This is a genomic window from Mycoplasma bradburyae (genome assembly GCF_024339025.1).
GTDB classification, from domain to species: Bacteria; Bacillota_I; Bacilli_A; order Mycoplasmatales; family Mycoplasmoidaceae; genus Mycoplasmoides; species Mycoplasmoides bradburyae.
Window position 1 is genome coordinate 793,272 of record NZ_CP101415.1, and the last position, 19,657, is coordinate 812,928.

Annotated in this window: 25 protein-coding genes; 3 read left to right on the top strand and 22 right to left on the bottom strand. The window is 28.6% G+C overall.

The features are described from left to right. Position 1 precedes the first annotated feature (1 nt). Genes gatC through rpsF form a run of 8 tightly spaced genes read right to left on the bottom strand, consistent with a single transcriptional unit; the run spans position 2 to position 7,479 of the window. Positions 2 to 1,378, bottom strand: coding sequence for an Asp-tRNA(Asn)/Glu-tRNA(Gln) amidotransferase subunit GatC (gatC, locus tag NMG77_RS03090; protein WP_255034505.1), 1,377 nt, complete (start codon positions 1,376 to 1,378; stop codon positions 2 to 4). A 43-nt stretch (positions 1,379 to 1,421) separates the two neighbouring features. Further along, the gene (locus tag NMG77_RS03095) at positions 1,422 to 2,105 is read right to left on the bottom strand and encodes a uracil-DNA glycosylase (protein ID WP_255045739.1); all 684 of its coding nucleotides are present in this window, start codon (positions 2,103 to 2,105) and stop codon (positions 1,422 to 1,424) included. A gap of 20 nt (positions 2,106 to 2,125) precedes the next feature. Continuing rightward, positions 2,126 to 3,733: a hypothetical protein gene (locus NMG77_RS03100; protein WP_255045740.1), complete on the bottom strand. Its 1,608-nt coding sequence runs from the start codon at positions 3,731 to 3,733 to the stop codon at positions 2,126 to 2,128. Between the two features lies 1 nt (position 3,734). Beyond that, positions 3,735 to 5,381, bottom strand: a complete 1,647-nt coding sequence (locus NMG77_RS03105) for a DnaB-like helicase C-terminal domain-containing protein (RefSeq protein WP_255045741.1) — start codon at positions 5,379 to 5,381, stop codon at positions 3,735 to 3,737. Positions 5,382 to 5,386: 5 nt separating this feature from the next. Continuing rightward, entirely contained in the window at positions 5,387 to 5,827 is a 441-nt protein-coding gene (gene rplI / locus NMG77_RS03110) for a 50S ribosomal protein L9 (RefSeq protein ID WP_255034509.1), read from the bottom strand. A gap of 36 nt (positions 5,828 to 5,863) precedes the next feature. Next, on the bottom strand, positions 5,864 to 6,190 hold the full coding sequence (gene rpsR / locus NMG77_RS03115; RefSeq protein WP_255045742.1) for a 30S ribosomal protein S18: 327 nt from the start codon (positions 6,188 to 6,190) through the stop codon (positions 5,864 to 5,866). A gap of 38 nt (positions 6,191 to 6,228) precedes the next feature. Further along, entirely contained in the window at positions 6,229 to 6,894 is a 666-nt protein-coding gene (locus NMG77_RS03120; protein ID WP_255034511.1) for a single-stranded DNA-binding protein, read from the bottom strand. A gap of 18 nt (positions 6,895 to 6,912) precedes the next feature. After that, positions 6,913 to 7,479, bottom strand: a complete 567-nt coding sequence (gene rpsF / locus NMG77_RS03125; RefSeq protein ID WP_255034512.1) for a 30S ribosomal protein S6 — start codon at positions 7,477 to 7,479, stop codon at positions 6,913 to 6,915. 202 nt (positions 7,480 to 7,681) lie between these two features. Here rpsF and asnA point away from each other — a divergent pair, with 202 nt between their 5' ends. Further along, a complete protein-coding gene (gene asnA, locus NMG77_RS03130; RefSeq protein ID WP_255034513.1) occupies positions 7,682 to 8,665 on the top strand; it encodes an aspartate--ammonia ligase in 984 nt (327 codons plus the stop codon). On the opposite strand, the gene NMG77_RS03135 is transcribed toward asnA, so the two are convergent. Next, entirely contained in the window at positions 8,662 to 10,050 is a 1,389-nt protein-coding gene (locus NMG77_RS03135; protein WP_255045743.1) for a nicotinate phosphoribosyltransferase, read from the bottom strand. The two genes, asnA and NMG77_RS03135, sit on opposite strands and share 4 nt — an antisense overlap. A gap of 42 nt (positions 10,051 to 10,092) precedes the next feature. Between NMG77_RS03135 and NMG77_RS03140 the strand changes: the two genes are divergently transcribed. Next, on the top strand, positions 10,093 to 10,935 hold the full coding sequence (locus tag NMG77_RS03140; protein WP_255045744.1) for an alpha/beta fold hydrolase: 843 nt from the start codon (positions 10,093 to 10,095) through the stop codon (positions 10,933 to 10,935). Continuing rightward, positions 10,922 to 11,290 carry an MG296/MPN423 family protein gene (locus NMG77_RS03145; RefSeq protein WP_255045745.1) on the top strand — a complete coding sequence of 123 codons (369 nt, stop codon included), beginning with the start codon at positions 10,922 to 10,924 and terminating at the stop codon, positions 11,288 to 11,290. Before NMG77_RS03140 ends, NMG77_RS03145 begins: the two co-directional genes overlap by 14 nt. Here NMG77_RS03145 and NMG77_RS03150 read toward each other — a convergent pair. Genes NMG77_RS03150 through infA form a run of 13 tightly spaced genes read right to left on the bottom strand, consistent with a single transcriptional unit; the run spans position 11,287 to position 19,294 of the window. Continuing rightward, positions 11,287 to 12,159 carry a Cof-type HAD-IIB family hydrolase gene (locus NMG77_RS03150; RefSeq protein WP_255034517.1) on the bottom strand — a complete coding sequence of 291 codons (873 nt, stop codon included), beginning with the start codon at positions 12,157 to 12,159 and terminating at the stop codon, positions 11,287 to 11,289. The two genes, NMG77_RS03145 and NMG77_RS03150, sit on opposite strands and share 4 nt — an antisense overlap. A gap of 2 nt (positions 12,160 to 12,161) precedes the next feature. Further along, complete coding sequence (gene pta / locus NMG77_RS03155) at positions 12,162 to 13,145, bottom strand: phosphate acetyltransferase (protein ID WP_255034518.1); 984 nt, start codon at positions 13,143 to 13,145, stop codon at positions 12,162 to 12,164. 28 nt (positions 13,146 to 13,173) lie between these two features. Further along, positions 13,174 to 13,998: a ribosome biogenesis GTPase YlqF gene (ylqF, locus tag NMG77_RS03160; RefSeq protein WP_255045746.1), complete on the bottom strand. Its 825-nt coding sequence runs from the start codon at positions 13,996 to 13,998 to the stop codon at positions 13,174 to 13,176. A gap of 6 nt (positions 13,999 to 14,004) precedes the next feature. Beyond that, positions 14,005 to 15,291 (bottom strand): YitT family protein, encoded by a 1,287-nt coding sequence (locus tag NMG77_RS03165; RefSeq protein WP_255034520.1) that lies wholly within the window; start codon positions 15,289 to 15,291, stop codon positions 14,005 to 14,007. Between the two features lie 35 nt (positions 15,292 to 15,326). Further along, on the bottom strand, positions 15,327 to 15,695 hold the full coding sequence (gene rplS / locus NMG77_RS03170) for a 50S ribosomal protein L19 (protein WP_255034521.1): 369 nt from the start codon (positions 15,693 to 15,695) through the stop codon (positions 15,327 to 15,329). Between the two features lie 5 nt (positions 15,696 to 15,700). Next, positions 15,701 to 16,405 carry a tRNA (guanosine(37)-N1)-methyltransferase TrmD gene (gene trmD / locus NMG77_RS03175; RefSeq protein ID WP_255034522.1) on the bottom strand — a complete coding sequence of 235 codons (705 nt, stop codon included), beginning with the start codon at positions 16,403 to 16,405 and terminating at the stop codon, positions 15,701 to 15,703. 3 nt (positions 16,406 to 16,408) lie between these two features. Then, positions 16,409 to 16,669 carry a 30S ribosomal protein S16 gene (gene rpsP, locus NMG77_RS03180; RefSeq protein ID WP_255034523.1) on the bottom strand — a complete coding sequence of 87 codons (261 nt, stop codon included), beginning with the start codon at positions 16,667 to 16,669 and terminating at the stop codon, positions 16,409 to 16,411. A 55-nt stretch (positions 16,670 to 16,724) separates the two neighbouring features. Then, positions 16,725 to 17,198, bottom strand: a complete 474-nt coding sequence (gene rplQ, locus NMG77_RS03185) for a 50S ribosomal protein L17 (RefSeq protein WP_322098508.1) — start codon at positions 17,196 to 17,198, stop codon at positions 16,725 to 16,727. 8 nt (positions 17,199 to 17,206) lie between these two features. Next, complete coding sequence (locus NMG77_RS03190) at positions 17,207 to 18,184, bottom strand: DNA-directed RNA polymerase subunit alpha (protein WP_255045748.1); 978 nt, start codon at positions 18,182 to 18,184, stop codon at positions 17,207 to 17,209. A gap of 17 nt (positions 18,185 to 18,201) precedes the next feature. Next, positions 18,202 to 18,567 carry a 30S ribosomal protein S11 gene (rpsK, locus tag NMG77_RS03195; RefSeq protein ID WP_255034526.1) on the bottom strand — a complete coding sequence of 122 codons (366 nt, stop codon included), beginning with the start codon at positions 18,565 to 18,567 and terminating at the stop codon, positions 18,202 to 18,204. Between the two features lie 9 nt (positions 18,568 to 18,576). Beyond that, entirely contained in the window at positions 18,577 to 18,951 is a 375-nt protein-coding gene (rpsM, locus tag NMG77_RS03200) for a 30S ribosomal protein S13 (RefSeq protein ID WP_255034527.1), read from the bottom strand. 3 nt (positions 18,952 to 18,954) lie between these two features. After that, positions 18,955 to 19,068 (bottom strand): 50S ribosomal protein L36, encoded by a 114-nt coding sequence (gene rpmJ, locus NMG77_RS03205; RefSeq protein WP_011113890.1) that lies wholly within the window; start codon positions 19,066 to 19,068, stop codon positions 18,955 to 18,957. A gap of 13 nt (positions 19,069 to 19,081) precedes the next feature. After that, the gene (infA, locus tag NMG77_RS03210) at positions 19,082 to 19,294 is read right to left on the bottom strand and encodes a translation initiation factor IF-1 (protein WP_255034528.1); all 213 of its coding nucleotides are present in this window, start codon (positions 19,292 to 19,294) and stop codon (positions 19,082 to 19,084) included. Between the last annotated feature and the right edge of the window lie 363 nt (positions 19,295 to 19,657).

The following is a 19,657-nucleotide window of genomic DNA, read 5'->3' on the forward strand; positions in this document are numbered from 1 at the left end:
GCTATACCTTAACAAAATCTCCTAAAGTTTCCTTAGCAGTTTTTTGAATGATTTCTTTATCAGTTAGATACACAACATCATCATCTCTTAATTGATTAGAACTATTACTAATAGGATAGTTCATTGATTTTATCTTACTTGTATCTAGTTTTTCAACTTCCTTGAAGTTACTTAAAATATCATCAAACTCCATTTGCAACTTTTCAATTTGTTCTTCATCTAATTCAAACTTAACTAGCTTTGAAAGTTTTTTTAAATCTTCTTTATTTATTTTCATATTAGAACCTTTTTTTCTACTTGTTCAATTTTTAATAAACAATGGTGTATTTAAATCTTCTGTTAATTCATCCTCATAGTTATATTTCATTATTGGTTGAATGATCATAATAACAGGATAGATTACTATAATATCAATTAAAAACAGCGCTGGATTAGCGATTAATCTGATCGAAATTCAGAATGGATAAGGCTGACCAGTAATTTCTTTATCAAAGATAGGTAAAAAGAAAAGATTAACTAGAACAGCATTAACACCCGCTAAACAGACTAATGAAATTAATGATGAATACCAATTCTTTCTGGCATCTATTGTAATAATATGTTTGTGATTACAATGAATTTCTCTTTTATGAGTAAAACCACTTAAAGCATTAACATTATTAAGTGAAGTTAGCTTATATATTAAAAAAGTAATTCAAACAAAAGCAATAATTCCAATTCCAAAACCTAGAATAATTCAAGTAAAAGCAACTGACGAAAGCTTCGTTTGAGAAATTCCTGGAATCGATAAATCAAATCCTTTATTAACACTAATCTCAGGCATACTTGAGATTAGGAAAGTGGTTACTAAAAACGATAAAATAACTAATAAACTTAAATATATTGATAACGAAAAATTTCGATATTTAGAATATTTAGATGTTGTCAATAACGATCGAATCATTCCAGATAACATTCCTGTTAATATCGCAACAACAAAATATCCGTAATGAAAAAATCCAGCTGATAATGTGACTGCTAAGAGATCAATAATAATCCCTGATATCATCCCGATAATAGGACCAAATAATAATCCTGAAATTTTCACTAGAATTGTTTCAATTGAAACTCTAGTACCCGGATAGACCCTAAATAATATGGATGCTAATCCACCTGTTATAGCGCTAATTAATAGGATGATTGCAACAGCTATCGCTATCACCATCGCCACATTCGTCATACCTATCACTGAGAATCTAGGAATTGTGTAATACCGTTTTTTTTGAAACAAGAAATAGTAGGTTTTTTTAGCTAGAGCTAAAAGAATTACTAACCCTATGATAATCGCAAAAACAGTTATAGCAAACGAACTCGTTGGCTGGATAAATGATTCTTTCATAAAGCTTTATTTCTAGTTGTAATTATAAATTACATAAATATTATTAAAGCCAATCTATAGGCTTAATACCATTCTTTTTTAAAATTTCATTAACCAAATTAAAGTGATTATTATTAAAAAACTTTTCTTGGCTAAAAAAACTGGGATGGGCTGAATTTAACGCAAACTTAATATCTAATTCTTTTAAAAAACTGCTTGCTTTATTCCCTCATAAAACAAATACTGGTTGTGGCTTTAAATATAGCAATTTAATGATCAAGAATTTAATTAATTCTTCTCATCCTAAATTTATATCACTTAAAGCTGATTTTTGTTTTACTGTAAGAATCGTATTAATTAATAACACACCTTGTTTAGCTCAATGACTTAAAGAGTAATCAAATTTATTTAGATCTTGATCAGATAAATTAAGATTATTCTTCATTTCTTTAACAATATTTCTTAATGAAGGTGGTATTTTATTCGTATTAACGCCAAAACATAAGCCATTAGCTTTATCAACACTAGGATAAGGATCTTGACCAATGATTACGACCTTAGTTTTTTGATAATCAAAATAGTTAAATGCATTAAAAATTAATTCCTTTTTAGGAATTAATTTATTATTTTCAAGTCTTGTGTTAATTAACTCATCTAATCTGTTAAAAATCTTTTTATTTTCATCAAAAAATTCGGTAATTAAGTTTTTTCAATCAGTTTTAATTTCGCTAATTAATTGATTAAGCATATTTAAGGATTAAGTTAAACTTACATCGCTGCAGGCGTGCTTGACGATGAATCATTTGCGGGTTGATTTGAATTCATTGAATCAGTCATAACACTAGAATCATTTGAAGCATCAGTCATCATATCAGAATTCATCATATTATTTGTTGAAGAATTATTATCCATATCACTAGAACTGTTTTCTTTAGATTTAGAAAGATCTAAAATCTCTTTGTCATTTTTTGGAATCGTTAAATCGATCTTTGTGTATTTATCTAATAAAGATAACTTATCAAAATATCAAGAATAGTAATTAAATAAATTAGCACCTAAATAGTTGTTATCAATTACGTAATCTTGATCAATAACATTAAAATGGGTTTTGCTAATTAAATTAAAGAACGAACCAGTAGCCGCTTTAATATTATTAGATTGATTTACAAAGTTATTAGTATTCTTAGTATTATCGTTGTATTCTTCAGGCGATAAAATTTTGGTTAAATCAACTAGTTTGTCAGTTCATTCTTTTTTGAAACCAACTTTTTGATCTTTTAAATCACCAGATTTATATACAAGATCATTACTAGATAATAAACTTAACGGGATAATGCTATCAATTGAAGAAGGTTGAATTAAATAATCTGTTGGATTAACTGTTGTAGTATTACTGCTTGCGGTTGCATTATTAGATTCGTTATTGCTGCTAGTTGTTTTTTTAACTATATTGTATCTAACAATTAATCCAAGATCTTTAAGCTTTAAATTGAATACTGGAGCTTCTAATTTATTTTTATAAACTTCATTAAACTTATTAGCAAGCGCAGTAAATCTAGCATCTTCTTTAGAAGTAATATAAGCACTACGATCAGGAGCTACTGTATTATCTAGTCCCACAGAGTAAAAACCAAAGGTAATGTTGATATCTTTAATAGCATATAACTTAGTTAAATAATTAGATGTTTTAAAAATATTTGCATCTTGGATTTCAGTAGCATTTAACTTATATTTATTATTATAAGCTCGAACATCATAGATCTTATTATCACTAACTAATTGAGGAGTTAATTTTTCAAAATGAAATTTGAAATCAATCGGCGTAAAAATATAATTGTTTTCTTGGTTACCGGTTAATAAAGTATTAGAAAAAGCTTGGTAAAAAGCTTTTTGTGAAGCTATTTTATCAGTTTCAACACCAAATAATTTACTTGTTCAATCTTCTTTTTTATTATGTTCAAGATAATTTGATAAATTACTTGAATATTGAATTGAAGGAATTACGATTGAACCTAATACAGAAATAAAAGTTTGTTCATAGAATAATCTAAACAATAGATCAGCATCGTTATTTAACATTGGAGTATTGTTTGTTCCATAATCTCCATATGCATAGCTAAAGAAATTTTGGTATGGTTGTTGAGTATTATTTTTTTTAGCATCTAAAGCAGCTGCTGCTTGTCTAATATCATTTTGTTTTCATGACATATAGACAACCTGTTTAGCTGAAGTATCTGGATTTTGCGGATCTTTTAGAATTTCAGTAAATTTAGAATATGTTTGATTGTTACGCTTAAAAATAGCGGTAGAACAAGAGCTTAATGCCATCGAACTAGCTAATACTAATGTTGGTATTGATAGATATTTTTTCTTCATTCTAATCTTTATCCTCTTCGAATTTTGAATGTTCTTTATCAAAGATAAATTTAACTTGTCCTGTTGGTCCTGAACGATTTTTAGCAATATGCATTACTACATCTAATTTCTTTTCCATTTCGTAAGTATCCACATCTTGCCCTTTTTTATTAGGAGTTGAAGAATGGATAAACATTACGATATCAGCATCTTGCTCAATACTTCCACTTTCTCTTAAATCAGACAAGATAGGAACAGCGTCAGCTCCTTTTCTTTCTTCGATACGTCTAGATAATTGAGCTAAAGCGATTACTGGAACATTATATTGCTTAGCAATTCTTTTCAAACTACCTGAAATAAAACCTATTGCTTCGTGTCTTGATCTATTTTTAACAGCATCTAAATCATGTGTATTAATTAGTTGCAAGTAGTCAACAATGATGATTTTAGGTATTTTATTAATACTTGCTAAATAGTGCAAGTCATTATAAATCGTTTTAATCGACGTTTGCGGCGATGAATTAATATAGATCGGCAAATCTTTTAAAACTTTAATACCATTAGCAAACCTTTGATATGAACTAGTTTTACTTGAATAAATTTGTGTAGCAGTTGAAAGTTTAAAACTTACATTAGAATGTAAACTTCCTAATCTAGCTAAAATTTCATCGGAGTTCATTTCGATTGAATAAAAAAGACAAATGTCATTATCTTCATTTAATTCATCATCTAAATTATAGTTATCTAGATCATCTTTTACTGCTTTTTTATATTCATTTAATTCGTTTGCTATGTTATATAAAATATTTAAAGCAAAAGCAGTTTTACCTCGTCCAGGACGAGCAGCTATTACGACTAAATTACCTGGCACTAAACCACTTAAATATTTATCTAAACCAGCATAACCAGTTGAGTAAATATTGTTTTTTTTAGCATTAATTAAATTATTGATTTTAGTTAAAAAATCATCAGCTATTTTATCAATTGAATCAAGATCTGTTTGAATTGAACGGTTAACGATTTCATTTATTTGTTTTTCAAAACGATCAAGTGGAATTAAAGGGCCATTAATATTTTTGTTATCAAAATTTGCGTCATTAAAAAAGTTGTATGTAAGGTAATAAACAGATCTAAACTTACTATGTTCGATCAGGTTGTTCAAAAATTTCGCAAAATTATCAGCGCTAATATTCGTATGAGCTCTAATATATGAACATACTTCTGTTAACGAATCTTGTTGGCTATTATCTAATGAAAAATTTTCATTGATTCAAGTTTGAATATTATCAATTGAACCATCGATTTGATTAACATATAAATCGTTAGTTAAACATTGGAAGATATATCTATTAATTCCAGTAAAATCTTCTTTGTTTAATATTCTTCTAGCAATTTCATAACCGGGAATTTTATGAACAAGACAGCTTAAAACAATTAATTCTAAACGATAGCATTTATATAAAAAAAGTGGGTTTTTTTTAAAAAGTTCGTTTTGAGCCGGATCAAAGGAAACGATATTTTTATTGTAAATATCATTATACGCTTCTATCTCAGCAATAACCATTTCTTCACTTTCAAACTGATCTGAAACAGAATTATTATCTAATTCATCAGAATTGTTCTCGTCGTAAAAATCGTCTGTTGGGTTATTAAATTGATTAATTAACATGTATATTATGCTTTTGATACTTTAACTAAAATAGTTGCATGTACTTGTTCGAAGATTTTGATATTAACTTTATGTTCGCCGATATCAAGTTTCATCTTAGTATCAAGCATGTCTTTAGTAACAGGGATATGTTTTTTATTTAAATCATCAATGATGTTTTTAAAACCAATCGTCCCGAAAGCTTTATTTTCTTGGTTTGTTTTAACGGAATATTCTAGGTTAACACCTTCTAATTGTTTTTTTAAATTTTTAGCTTCTAACAAAAGTAAGTCATGATCTTCTGAACGTTTTGTATTTCTTAAATCTAATTGTTTTTGACTTTCGTTTGTTAGAGGAACAGCTAAATTATTTTTAAACAAATAATTTTTGGCATAACCATTTGATACATTAACTACGGTGTCAGCTTTACCTAAGTTTGGAACGTTTTTAATTAAGATAACTTTCATAAACGAAACCTCGTAGTTTTATTTTAATTAAATAAATTATTCTTTAACGAATGGAAGTAGGGCTACAATTCTAGCTCTCTTAATTGCGTTAGATACATGTCTTTGGTGAAGGTTACAGTTACCTGATTGTCTTCTAGAAACAATCTTAGCGTATGAGTTGATGTTTTTTCTTAAAGTAGCTACATCTTTATAATCAACTTTTAAGATACCTTTAGCACAGAAGTGACAAAGTTTTCTTGATTTATTTTTATAGAAAAATTTCTTTTTGTTGTTTTCAAAATTAGATTTTTGATTGTTTTTTTGTGTAGGCGTTTTTTTGTCTTCGCTAATGTTGTTAGCTGGTTGTTTTGTAATGTCGCTCATTGTATTTATCCTTAATATTTATTAATTATTATTAGTATTTATTTTTTATCGTTCATTCAATCATCTATACTCATAAAACCATCATCACTATCTGAATCGTTATCATCCTCATCATCTATTAAATTTCTTTTAGGATTGAAATTAGATGGGGTTTTGAATTTAGCAAACTCTTGAGGCTCTATTTTTTTGATATCTTCTATATCGTGCGATTCGCGATAGTCTTTAATTTCAGTTGTTGCAGGCGGTTCAAAGTAGTCTTCATTAGAAAAACGATTGTTATCATTAGAATATGAATCATAATTCGACTTATTAAAACTGTTGTATAAAGTTTGATCCATGCGATTGAATTTATATTCATTAGGCAATGATCTGTTTCCGCTCTTGTTAAACGATAAAGGAATTTTTCTAATTTTTTCAGTTGAAATAGATAATCTTAAATATTCTTTACCATTCGTAGATTGCTGAATTTCTGATTTTAAATAACCTTCTATCGAAACTAAATCATTTTTTCTTAGAAAATCCATTGCATAATCTAAGTTTTTGTTTCAAAGATTCACTTGAAAAATATAAGGATCTCTTGGGTAATTATTTTGTTGCAAATCGTTTTGTTGAACAACAATTTTCAATTCACAGCCTTTTAGACCTTTATATTCAAAAGCTTTGGGATCTTCAGATAACATTCCAATAAGTATTACTTTGTTCATATTACCTTACTTTAAAACTTATTTTTCTGCTTTAGATTTGTTTTCAGTAGTTTTAGCAGTTGTTTTCTTTGTTAAATTAACTTTTCTAAGTACTGGAATTTTTTGTTCTGGTAAATCTTCACCGAATTTTTCTCTTAAAATTCAAGTTTCTTTTGCTGAAGCTTTTTCAACTTTAGAATTTCTCTTACTTCCTTTGATTTGGAAAAATCCGTTTTCTTGAACTTGCTTCATGATTTCTTCATATCTAGCTTGTTTTTGTTTAGCAATAGCTACTTTCTTTTCATTTTGTGTAGCTCTGTAACCAAAGTCTTTTTCAGTGTTAATAATTAAAGTTCTTAACACATCAGTTCTAATGCTAGATACACGTTTGTACTCGTGAACTTTTTGAGCATCACTGTTTAAGAATAAGTTGTAGTAATGAGCAGTTACTTCCTTATTAATAGGATATTCTAGAGTTTTTTGCCCTAAGTATTCTTCTTTTATTTCTATGTCACCGAATACTGATTTTAATTCGTTATTAACAGCTTGCGCTTGAGTTTGGTTAAGCTTTCCGCTTACCAATAACATAATTTCATATTTTGCCATTTGTATATTTTTTTAATCCTTGGGTATGAAAATTGACTTATTTATTTTCTGATTAATTAATTTTGAATTTTAATTAGATTAGATAAAGCAAATATGTCTTGTATATTTTACCATTTTGTTCTGTTTTTTTGAAGCTTAAAATTCTTGTTTTATATAATTTACCTGCAACACAAATAATAAAAATATAGAAAAAAGTATAAAAATGAAAAAGTTAACGCTGCTAGAAACAGAACTAGCGATTAAATATATTAAAGATTTATTTCAAAATGCTTTAGCAAATAAATTGAATTTAGTAAGAGTAAGCGCTCCATTAATTGTATCTTCTGATTCAGGATTAAATGACAATTTAAATGGATGGGAATCACCAGTATCGTTTAAATCTAAAACTAATGGCGTTAATTGTCAGATTGTGCAATCTTTAGCAAAATGAAAGAGATATTCAATAGCTAAATACAACATTCCTTTACATCAAGGTTTGTACACTGATATGAATGCGATTAGAATGGATGAAGTTTTAGATGAAACTCATTCAATGTATGTCGATCAATGAGATTGAGAATTAAGAATAGATGAAAATGATCGTAACATTGAATTTTTAAAATCGACCGTTAATAAAATTTATAGTGTAATTAAGGAATGTCAATTAAAAATTAATGAAAAATACGGTATTTTTAGCGAAAAAGACTTATTACCAGAATCTATTTATTTTATAACCACACAAGAATTATTAGATCTATATCCCGATAAAACTCCATCTGAAAGAGAGCAGCTAATTTGCGAAAAAGAAAAAGCAGTTTTTATTATGCAAGTTGGTAAAAAACTTTCAAATAACGATATTCATGATGGTCGTTCACCTGATTATGATGATTGATCATTAAACGGTGATATTTTAGTTTACAACCCTAAATCTAAAAAATCACTAGAACTTTCTTCAATGGGTATTCGTGTAAATAAAGAAGTATTAATTAAACAGCTAGAAGAATCTAAACAAACAGAAAGATTAGAACTAATGTTTCATAAAAAGCTTATCAACGGCGAATTACACCAAACTGTAGGCGGAGGGATTGGTCAATCTAGATTATGTTATTTCTTCTTGCAAAAAGATCACATTGGAGAAGTGCAAGCTTCACAATGATCTGATGATGTATTAGAAGAAGCTAAGAGAAAAGGGATTGAATTACTTTAGTAAATTCTTACTAAATTTTCGTTAAAAAATCTACCAGTTAAAGACTCCTTAGACTGATCGGTCTTAGGAGCTTTTTTTATATTAAATCATTCGGTTTTACCGTTAATTTCTTTTTCTATTGCTGTAAGTTTAATCACAAAACCAAGGGTATCTCTAGTAGATGATTGATAAGTTGTAGCTCCTACACCGAAAACTATATTGTTAGATGAGTATTTTTGTTTTTCAAGTTCTTGTAAAATCATTTCGCTTCTAGCTAATGTAATAGCGTCGCCATAAATAATACCAACTTTTTCATTAAGTTCTCTGTATCCTTTTGAATTAATCTTGCTTCCAAAGTGGTGATCTAAATAATGAATTGTCCCTCAAGTAGATTTGTCGTTAGGATCGTAATTTTTACCACAAATAACTTCGATAGGATCTCCGCTATCTGGTCTTACAACTAATTTTCCTTTTCTTGATAAGATTTTTTCTTTATAACTTGGCAATATGTTATCTAAAACATTTCAGATATCTCAAGAATCGACAACTAAAGATAAAATACCATCCTTAAATATATCTAATAATCGTTCATATGTTTGAGCTTCTTGTTCTTCACCATCAGCACACATAACACTATGTTCAGAAGCTATAACAGATTCAGCATTGTTACCACCAAGAATTGAATCGCTTCCATTAAAGTATTGTAAGTGAGCATTAGCTGAATAAATAGATGATTTAAAAGAACTCATTCCACGCATTGAAAAATCGTGACATTGATATTTAACAAAATCATCAAAATCTGCTGTTTTTACCGCATATTTTGAACATAAATCATAAAATTCTCTTGCAATTGTTAACGATGTTTGGTATTGTCATATATTTTGCAAAATAATAGTTTCAAAATAATTAATTAATCAAACATATTTTTTATTAATACCTTCTTCGCCGCATATCGTCAATAATGGTTCGTTAAAGTTAATATATTGATCAGATTTTCTTACCGAAATAATTATTGGTAGTCTTTTGTGTTCGTTTGCGTATTTCGATACATCTATTAACGCTTTTGTAAAATCATCGCTGAATTCTTTGTTACTAAAAACGCTATATAATTTATTTCTTATTAAGTTTTTAATTTTGTCATCTTTTTCGTTATACATTTCAATTAATGAATATACGAAACGATCGATGATATCACACACAACTTTAGTTGTTAATTCAGCATTTCATGCGTGAGTTGTAATATTTTTTAATGATGTTTTTCTTGCTGTTAGTGTTGAAAATAGATTAGTTGTATTTTTAGGATACATTAATCTATGACATAACTTATAAGCATCGACAGGTATTAAATTAACTAAATGCTCGTTTATTTCGTCTGAAACTAACACGTTTTTTTCGTGTTTTAACATATTGATTTTTATCTTCTATTATTATTATAATAACTTTAAATTATGAATAGAGCATTTAAGAACGTTGACATTAACCATTTAAAGGTTATTAAAAACATCAACAAAGGAGCGAAGGTCGATTTGATATTCTGTCATGGTTTAGCTACAGAACCTGGCATGCATTATAAAATCGTTAAAGAACTAAGTAATGTTAATCATTATGACTTGGGTTTTCCTGGTCATATTGATACAGATTTTAAATTTACAATGAAGGAGTTAAACGTTGATTATTTTTCAAAACTTTTAGCTATTTTTATTAAACAAAATCCTGATTTAAAAAACATTATTTTAGTCGGTCATTCATTGGGTTGTGCCGTTATTGTTTTCGCTCTTAAACATCTAACTAAAAACGAAAAAGAACGTATCAAGAAGATTGTTTTAAACGCTCCATTAACAATCAACACTTTACTTACTGCGCTACATTTCACAAAATACTTTACTAGTGATGCCAATAAAATAAACGATGTTGGTATCGAAAAATTTTTTAAAGATTTATTTTATGATCCTAAGAAATATCTAAAAGAATTTAATCAATGGTTTGATTTAGATTTTTACAAAAAACATCAAACAGAGCAAAAAAAATTAGCATTAACTTTACTTAATCCTGATATGATAAGAAAGATAATCAGCGCTTATCATTCAGAAAAGAAATATGAAAACTTTACTTTTATAACTGCTGATAAAGATCGTTTAGTACCATTCACAATGGTCAGACATTATATAAAGAATTTTTTTAAAGATGCTAAACATATTGAAATAAAAAATGGTGGGCATGCATTCATTCTAGAACACAAAGACACTTATATTGAAATATTAAAGGAAATTATTCGAAATGCAAAATCTTAAAACCTATATTGAAAAATTAAAGGATTTATTATCTAATATTGATCTTGAAAAATTAATTAATAACTATAACAAAATTATGGATAAATCAATGTATACTAGAATCATGTATGACGATGATGAATATGCAGAAATCGATTTTTTTGAAAAGCAAATCGAGGGTGAGATTGAATTTATAAAAACTAAGTTAATTCAAGAGGTTGACGAATATATTCAGGATATTCTTAAAACTAAGTTTAGTGACAAAAAAAAATTAGCGCTATTGCATGATCATTTTTATAATCTGACTCAAGCAATAGCGCTAACTAAAAACATTAGTTTTAAACGCTTAAATAAATTATTAAACGAAGAATATTAAAGTACAAATAATTCGATTGCATCCGCAACGACTTGAGATGCTTTAACATCAAGAATATTTGTTGCGTTATTTTGCACTTCTTTGTGGGATGATTCAAGCGTTACACTAAGCCCTGTAACTTTGAACATCGAAATATCATTAAATGAATCACCAATACTTAAAGTGTTTTTAAGATCTTTTTTTAATATTTTATTTAACTCTAGAATTGCGTTTCCCTTTGAAGTGTTTTCAGAGTTTAATTCAAAAGCCATTGGCGAAACAATTACGCAATCACTAGCTTCAAGTTTTGTTAGGTTAAGAAACTTCGCTAAATATTCTGTAATATCTTCTTTAATCGCTTTTTTACCGTAAAAGAAGATTAACTTAATTAAATCATCGTGAGCATTTAAATCATCGGTTTCGATGTAATTATTATCTGTAAATGATCCTTCATAAGCTGTTAATTCTTCTATAAGTTTCTTATTATGTTTTTTATTCTTATCATAGACATAAATATTATTATTTAAATCGTATGATAATACAAGACAATCATCTGTAATGTTTTTAAATTCATCCATGAATTCCATTACAGTTGTTTTTACTTTTTTAGTTAAATAATTATTCTTAATAATCTTATCTTCAACTAAGTCGTAAATGATAGCGCCATTACAAGCTATAATATAACGCGTTTGTGAAGAAAGATCATATTTTTTTAATAGATTAACTACATCGGATTGTTTACGACCAGTAGCAATCGTGAATGATATATTTTTACCTGGTAATTTTTCTATAGCTCTAATAGCTTCAGGATCAACAATATGTTCGTTGTTTTCGTAACGGATAAGTGTACCATCTAGGTCACTAATTACTCACTCAATATTGTTTTTCATTATTATTTATTAGCTACAGCTTGACTAGCAGTTATAATAGCAACTGAATAAATTTCGTTAGCGCTAGCGCCACGACTTAAATCATTAACTGGTTTAGCTAATCCTGTAAGAATTGGACCGATCGCTTCATATCCACCTAGGCGTTGTGCGATTTTGTAACCAATGTTACCAGCATCAATGTTAGGGAAAACAAAAGTGTTAGCGCCCTTTTCTCAATCTAATTTAGGAGCTTTTTGTTTTCTTACTTCTTCAACATAAGCAGCATCAAATTGCATAGGACCACAGATTGAAGCTAATTTTCCGATTTCAGATTCTTCTAGTAATTTTGTAGCTTCTTTAACTTTATCAACTGATTCACCAGCACCTGAATTAAGTGTTGAATAACTTAACATTGCTAAGTTAATTTTTTCAGTTTGTAATACTTGCTTACTAAACTTAATAGTTGATTTAGCAATTTCAGCTAATTCTTCAGATGTTGGATAAAGATTAATAGCACAATCAGTGAACACTAATCTTTCTTCACCTTTTTCTAAAACCATTACCGAACCAACGATCTTTTCACCTTCAGCAGTTTTAATGATTTGTAAAGCAGGTTTTAATGTATCTTTTGTAGTATATTCTTTACCACAAACTTCACCATCAACTTCTTCAAGTTTAACTAATAAAGCAGCTAGAACATTAGGTTTCTTAACTTCTTCTTGAGCTACTTCTAGAGTCATACCTTTCTTTTCACGTAATTTAAATAAGTATGTAGCATACTTAGATAAATCCATTTTTTCTATTACGTAGCGTCTGATTCTAGGATCGAAATCAGCAGGTATTTCATCGATTGTTCTAAAAATTAAAACTGGTTTAACAAGTTTTTCTGCAACTAACTTTTTAGCAGCTTCTTGAACATATGGATGTCATCCTTCTACTAAAAGGATTTCAGGTGTTTTTTTAGATTCTTTAATCTTATTTTTAAGTTCTTCAATTAATATACTCATAGTCTTACATTTTAAAAATTATAAAAAATTATTTTTTTTCGTAGTTCAGTTTAGTAATTTTAGATAAAGAAATGTCTTTATAAAAATTCATGTAAGTTGCATTAAGGTCAATTGCGTTACCTTTATTTAAATAACCTTTTTGATTAGCATACAACTTAATAAAATCATTAAAGTCATCAAGTAATTCAGAATTGCCAGATCATTCTATCATCTGTTTTGGATAATGTTTAATTAGATATTTATAACCAAAATCCAAAACCTCTTGCATTGGTATAACTTCTAAATTGATTAAGTTTAATAAACTAAGTTTAGCACCTAGTTCAAAATCATCAATTTTTTTATACAACACCCCAGGAGTGTCGTACAAGGTGAAATTTTTATTTAATTTAACAAAGGTTTGACGTTTAGTAACTCCAGCTTTATTTTCGACTTTGTTATGGTTTTTTTTAATCAATCCATTTATCAATGAAGATTTACCAATATTTGGTAAACCAATCACCATAATACTAAAGTGTGGTGTGACTAAACCTTTTGCTTGCAATTTTTTAATCTTATCATTAAGAATCTGATAGATTTTATTTATAACAAAACTACTAAAATTCTTATCTTTAATACTTGTTATGATTGTATTTTTATCATATTCATAATTAAGATCAGCTCAATCTGATTTGAGAGCTATATTAATAATTGTTTTGTTATTAAAAATATCTAACAAATCAGGATTGGATGTCAAATTAATTGCCCTAGCATCCAGAACTTGAATAACTAAATCAATATGTTTTTTAACTCTATTGATATCATCCAAGGTCTTTTTCATGTGACCTGGGAATCAATTAATTTTGGAATGATTCATTCTTTATTATTCTTCAGTTATATACATCCATCCATCAATTCCCTTGATTTGGGTAATTGCTATTAAGCAATCATTATCAACTTTACGGATTAATCTAATAATTCTAGGAATCTCAACGAACATTGTAGTTGTTGTGATCATCTCGCGTTCTTCTTTTGTAAAACCACCTGTGATTTTTGACATCGACATAGTATGTGGATGGTGATCTGATAATAATGCTTGACGAATTTTTTCGCAATCTGCTGAATAAATTTCAATCTTAGCCATCTTATATCTAGGAAATAAGGCTTCTAAGAACATTGATACAACAACAGCGGATAATATTGAACCTATAAAATTAGGCGAGAATAGCAACGATACATTTCAAGCTAAATCACTAAATTTTTTAGTTGAATTTGGAACTAAAATCTCTTTTGGTATCTCTTGCAAAACAAGCGAAGAAGGAATATACGAACCAATTATTACAGATACTAATAATGTTATAAAGTTTGTATAGAACAAGATACCTGCAATTGATTTTCTTTTTATCTTAGCAACGTATTGAGAAATAAAATCCATTCCTCCGGTTGATGCCCCAATTACAAAAAGCATTGTGTATAAGAATGATGATAATGCAGCTGCTATAATCGCATACAAGAACATTGATAAGATTTTATTAACTTCATTGTTATTTTGTCATATCAACGGAATATAACCAATCTTTCTACCGAGATCAGTCAATTTTCCTGTATCATCAAAAAACATCCTATAAATTTCTAAATTAGTTGATTTAAATTTTTCAACTTCGTAAATAATTGAACTATTTTCTGCTGTATTGATTGTAAATAATCCAACTTTAGAAATGCCAGGGATATTATCTAAGACAAAACCAAATAAATTAGCAATAACAACATACACTGCAGTTAATATCGTAAATCTCTTACCAACCTTAAAATAAGAAAAGATGATTAGAGGTATATTAATAACGATATATAAAATCCAGAATGTTAGATTGAAAATTAAATCTTTTGGTAATCCTGTAGGTAAAATAACAAAAAGCATTCTTGCTAACCCTTGAGTTAACGAAGAAACACCTAAGTTATATAATCCTGAATTACGTATAAAAAATAGACTAATTAGACCTTGAATTAGCGATATTAAAACAATAATCGCAATTCTGTTTCAGATTTTTTTGGGACCATATAAACCAGCAAATATCAATAACGAACTACGCAATCGTGTTCTTGTTACCGTTACTTTATTTCATTCTTGAGAAAGGTTTGCTAGTTTATTTTTAGATTTTGTTAGAGACATAAATTTACTCTAAGGGAATAAAAAAAGTTAACTAACTATTTGTTGTTAACTACTTTTTCTTTAATACGAGCAGATTTACCTGAACGTTGTCTCATGTAAGAAATGTAAGCTCTTCTAACTTTACCCTTACGTTTTAATTCAATTTGGATATTTGGGTTGTGAACGTGGAAGTTTTTTTCAACACCAACACCACTTGATTCTTTACGAACTATAAAAGTTTCAGATAATCCAGAACCTTTTCTTCTTAAAACTAAACCATCAAATTTTTGAATTCTGGTTCTTTTTTCATCAGCAATCTTAATTGATACTGATACTGTATCACCAACTTGGAAATTTGGTACATCTTTTTTTAATTGCAAATTATTAACGTGGTTAATAATGTATTGTTTACTTAGTTTGTTCATTGTTACTACTTATTATTTGATTTGTATTTATCATACATATCTGGTCGTTTATTTTTTGTGTTGGTTATCGCAGCTTGTTTATTAAATTCTTTAATACGTTGATGATTACCACTTAATAACACATCAGGAACTTTATAACCTTCAAAATCATAAGGTTTTGTATACATCGGATAATCTAAGAGGTAATCATTAAATGATTCACTTTCCAAGCTTTCTTTATTGATTACATTAGGTAACAACCTAACGATGCTATCTACCACTATTAATGCTCCTAATTCTCCGCCAGTAATCACAAAATCACCAACCGATAGAGCTCCATCAACATAATGATAAATGCGTTCGTCAAACCCTTCGTATCGTCCTGCTATTAAAATTAAATCGTTATTTGATTTACTAAAAGCTTCAGCTTTTTTTTGATCATAGACATCACCCTGAGGGGATAATAAATAACTTTTAACTTTTTCGGGGTCTTTAAATTTATTTTTTTTAATATCTCTTAAACAGTTTACTAATGGTTCTAATTTCAACAACATTCCAGCCGCTCCACCATAAATAGTGTCATCAACTGTTTTGTGTTTATCAGTAGCATAATGTCTAAAATTTATTACTTCTAATTCAACAGCATTCTTGTCTAAAGCGTTTTTAATAATCGAAAAATCAAAATACGACTTTACAAATTGATCAAAAAGCGATAAAACAATGATTTTCATATACTAAGCTTTTTTAGAAGCTGTGTATTTTTCTCAAATTTTTTCTTTAGAAAGAATTGATCTTACTGTATCAGTAGGTTGAGCACCTTTTTTCAATCATTCAATTGCAAGTGCTCCATTTATTTTATTAATTCCATTAATTGGATCGATGTGACCAATTAATTCTATATAACTTCCATCACGTTTAACTCTAGAATCTACAACAACCATACGATATGATGGTAGTTTGTGACGACCTAAACGCATTAATCTAATTTTTACCAAGTTTGTTTTCCTTAATTATTTATGCTTGAATATTATAACATATCGTTAAGTAAAATTACTTAACTGGTTGTTCAACTTTAGCAACAGGAGTAGCTGGTTTAGCTTCTACTTTTGCAGTAGTAGTTTTTTTAGTTTGTTTAGCTTTTTTAGCAACGTATTTAGGAACTTTATCAACGAATTGTAAGATTGCCATTTCAGTAGCATCTCCCATTCTAGCACCTAATTTAATTACTCTAGTATAACCACCGTTTCTTTCTTTGAAAACAGGAGCCACTTTATTAAATAGATGAGCAACTAATTCATCAGCTGAACAAACTTGAGTGTTTAAAAGAATCGATTTAGCTCTTCTTCTATTTGCAACTGAATCTTCTTTAGCTACTGTAATAATTTTTTCTAAATGCTTTTGAGTTTCTTTTGCTTTAGTTAATGTTGTTTTGATTTCGTTATAACTTAAGCAATCACTAACTTGTTGACGAATAATCATCAAACGAGTTGATGTGGTTTTACCTTTTTTGTTAATGTATGACATAGATATTATTAGTTATTCTTAAGTTTTAAATCGTACAGTTCATTAAGTTTTTTATTAATTTCTCGAACTGACTTCTTACCTAAATTACGAATGTTTTCAATTTCAGATTTAGAACGAGTAACTAGTTCTTCAACTGTTTGTATTCCGTGTCTCTTTAAACAATTATAAGAACGAACTGTTAAATCAAGTTGTTCAATTGGAATTGATAACTTCTTGTTTTTTTCTTCAACATTCTTTTCATTAAGAACTTGAATGTCATGTAATGACTTGTTGATATCAATTAATGGTCTTAAGTGATCAGCTAGAATTTTAGAAGCCATACCAATTGCATCACCAGGTTTGATTAAACCGTTAGTACCAACTTCGATAACTAACTTATCAGTAATTACATCTGATGTTTCTTCTTCAACTTGATATCCAACTTTGATAATTGGATTGAAATTAGAATCAACCGGAATAATTGATAAAGATCCAATTTCTGAACGATTATCTGCTGCAGTTTTGAATCCACGACCTCTAGTTGCATAAATATCAATAGCGATTTCTGTATCTTCAGATAAAGTACAAATTTCTAAGTCGTTGTTAAGAATTTCAAAACCTAATGGACATTCAATATCACTAGCTTTAACAATACCAGCTTTGTTAGCACGGATTTTCATAACCGGTCATTTTTCAATTGGTGTTTCTACTAAGGTATCATCTGAAATAATATTATCGCTAATTCAAACAACTAAGTTTTTAAGATTTAATATTATTTGTGTTACGTCTTCTTTAACACCTGGAATAAATCCAAATTCGTGTGAAATACCTTTAATTTTTAGGGCGAATACAGCAGATCCTGGAAGGTGACTTAACATCACTCTTCTAAGAGCATTACCTAAAGTAATACCAAACCCTTTTTCTAGAGGCTTAACGATGTATTTACCATAATTTTTGTCGTTATCTTCTTTAATAACGTTGATATTGTATCGCAAAAATTGTTGCATATTTTCCTCTTAAATAATTAACGTGGCTTTTTAGGAGGTCTGCAACCGTTATGAGGAATAGGTGTTACATCGTGGATTTCAGTAATAGTTAAACCACAAGCAGCTAAAGATCTAATTGCAGTTTCTTTACCTCTACCTACACCATTTACATAAATCTTAATGGTTGCTAAACCCATTGCCATAGCTTCCTTGGCTGCTTTTTCAGCAGCTACACCAGCTGAATAAGGTGTTTTTTTCTTAGCACCCTTGTACCCAATTGCACCTGAAGATGATCAAGTTATAGCATTACCATTGATATCTGTGATTGTGATAATTGAGTTATTTGAAGTTGCGTGAATGTGAGCAATCCCATTGCTGGCAACTGTTTTTTTCTTTTTAGCCATAATTTATTATTACTTACTTTCAATTTTCTTGTTAGCAACGGTTTTTCTTGGACCTTTACGTGTTCTAGCGTTCGATTTAGTTCTTTGCCCTCTTACTGGTAGCCCTCTTCTGTGACGTAATCCAGCATATGAACCAACTTCCATTAAACGTTTAATGTTTAACGCTACTTCTCTACGAAGATCCCCTTCTAATACGTATGTACTAGCAACAGAACGAATTAAAGCTAATTCTTCATCTGTTAAATCTTTAACTCTTTTATTTGAGTCAATTTTTGCTTTTCTTAAAATTTCTTGAGCACGAGGCTTACCAATTCCATAAATATAAGTTAATGAAATTTCCACGCGCTTGTTATTCGGGATGTCAATACCTAAAATACGAGCCATATTCTATCCTTGTCTTTGTTTGTGCTTAGGGGTTTTACAGATAACTCTAACAACCCTTTGGCGTCTAATAACTTTGCAATCCTTGCAAATTGGTTTTACTGATGATCTTACTTTCATAGTTTTTTATTAATTAATGACGATAAATAATTCGCCCTTTTGTTAGATCATAAGGGCTGAATTCGACTTCCACGCTGTCACCTGGCAAAATACGAATTTTGTGCATTCGAATTTTTCCTGACACATGCGCTTCAATCAAAAGATTATTTTCTAGCAATACTTTAAATTTATCACCTTTAATAATCTCTTTTACAACACCTTTGATACTGAGGTTTGTGTCTTTCATTGATTATGCTGTTTAGCTAAATTGTCCTTTATTATGGTTAGTTAAATAAGATATTTATAGTTTATTTGGATATGTATGATCAATTTTAAAATTGTTCAAACATTTTCAAATACATCATATTCAAAAATATATATTGATGAAGGTAATCAATATTTAAACAACCGTTATATATTTTACCACGAAATCCTGTTTTTTATAAATAAAAAGACCTAGCGTACTAGGTCAATTATTTGAGGGATTTTAATGAACTTTATCATCAAATGCCCCTTGATAACTGAACAGAATCTGACCAACAACTTTTAGTTAATAAATTTGCTTTAATGGGTTTAACCTTTTTGTTGGATTTTATTATTTCACCGTTAT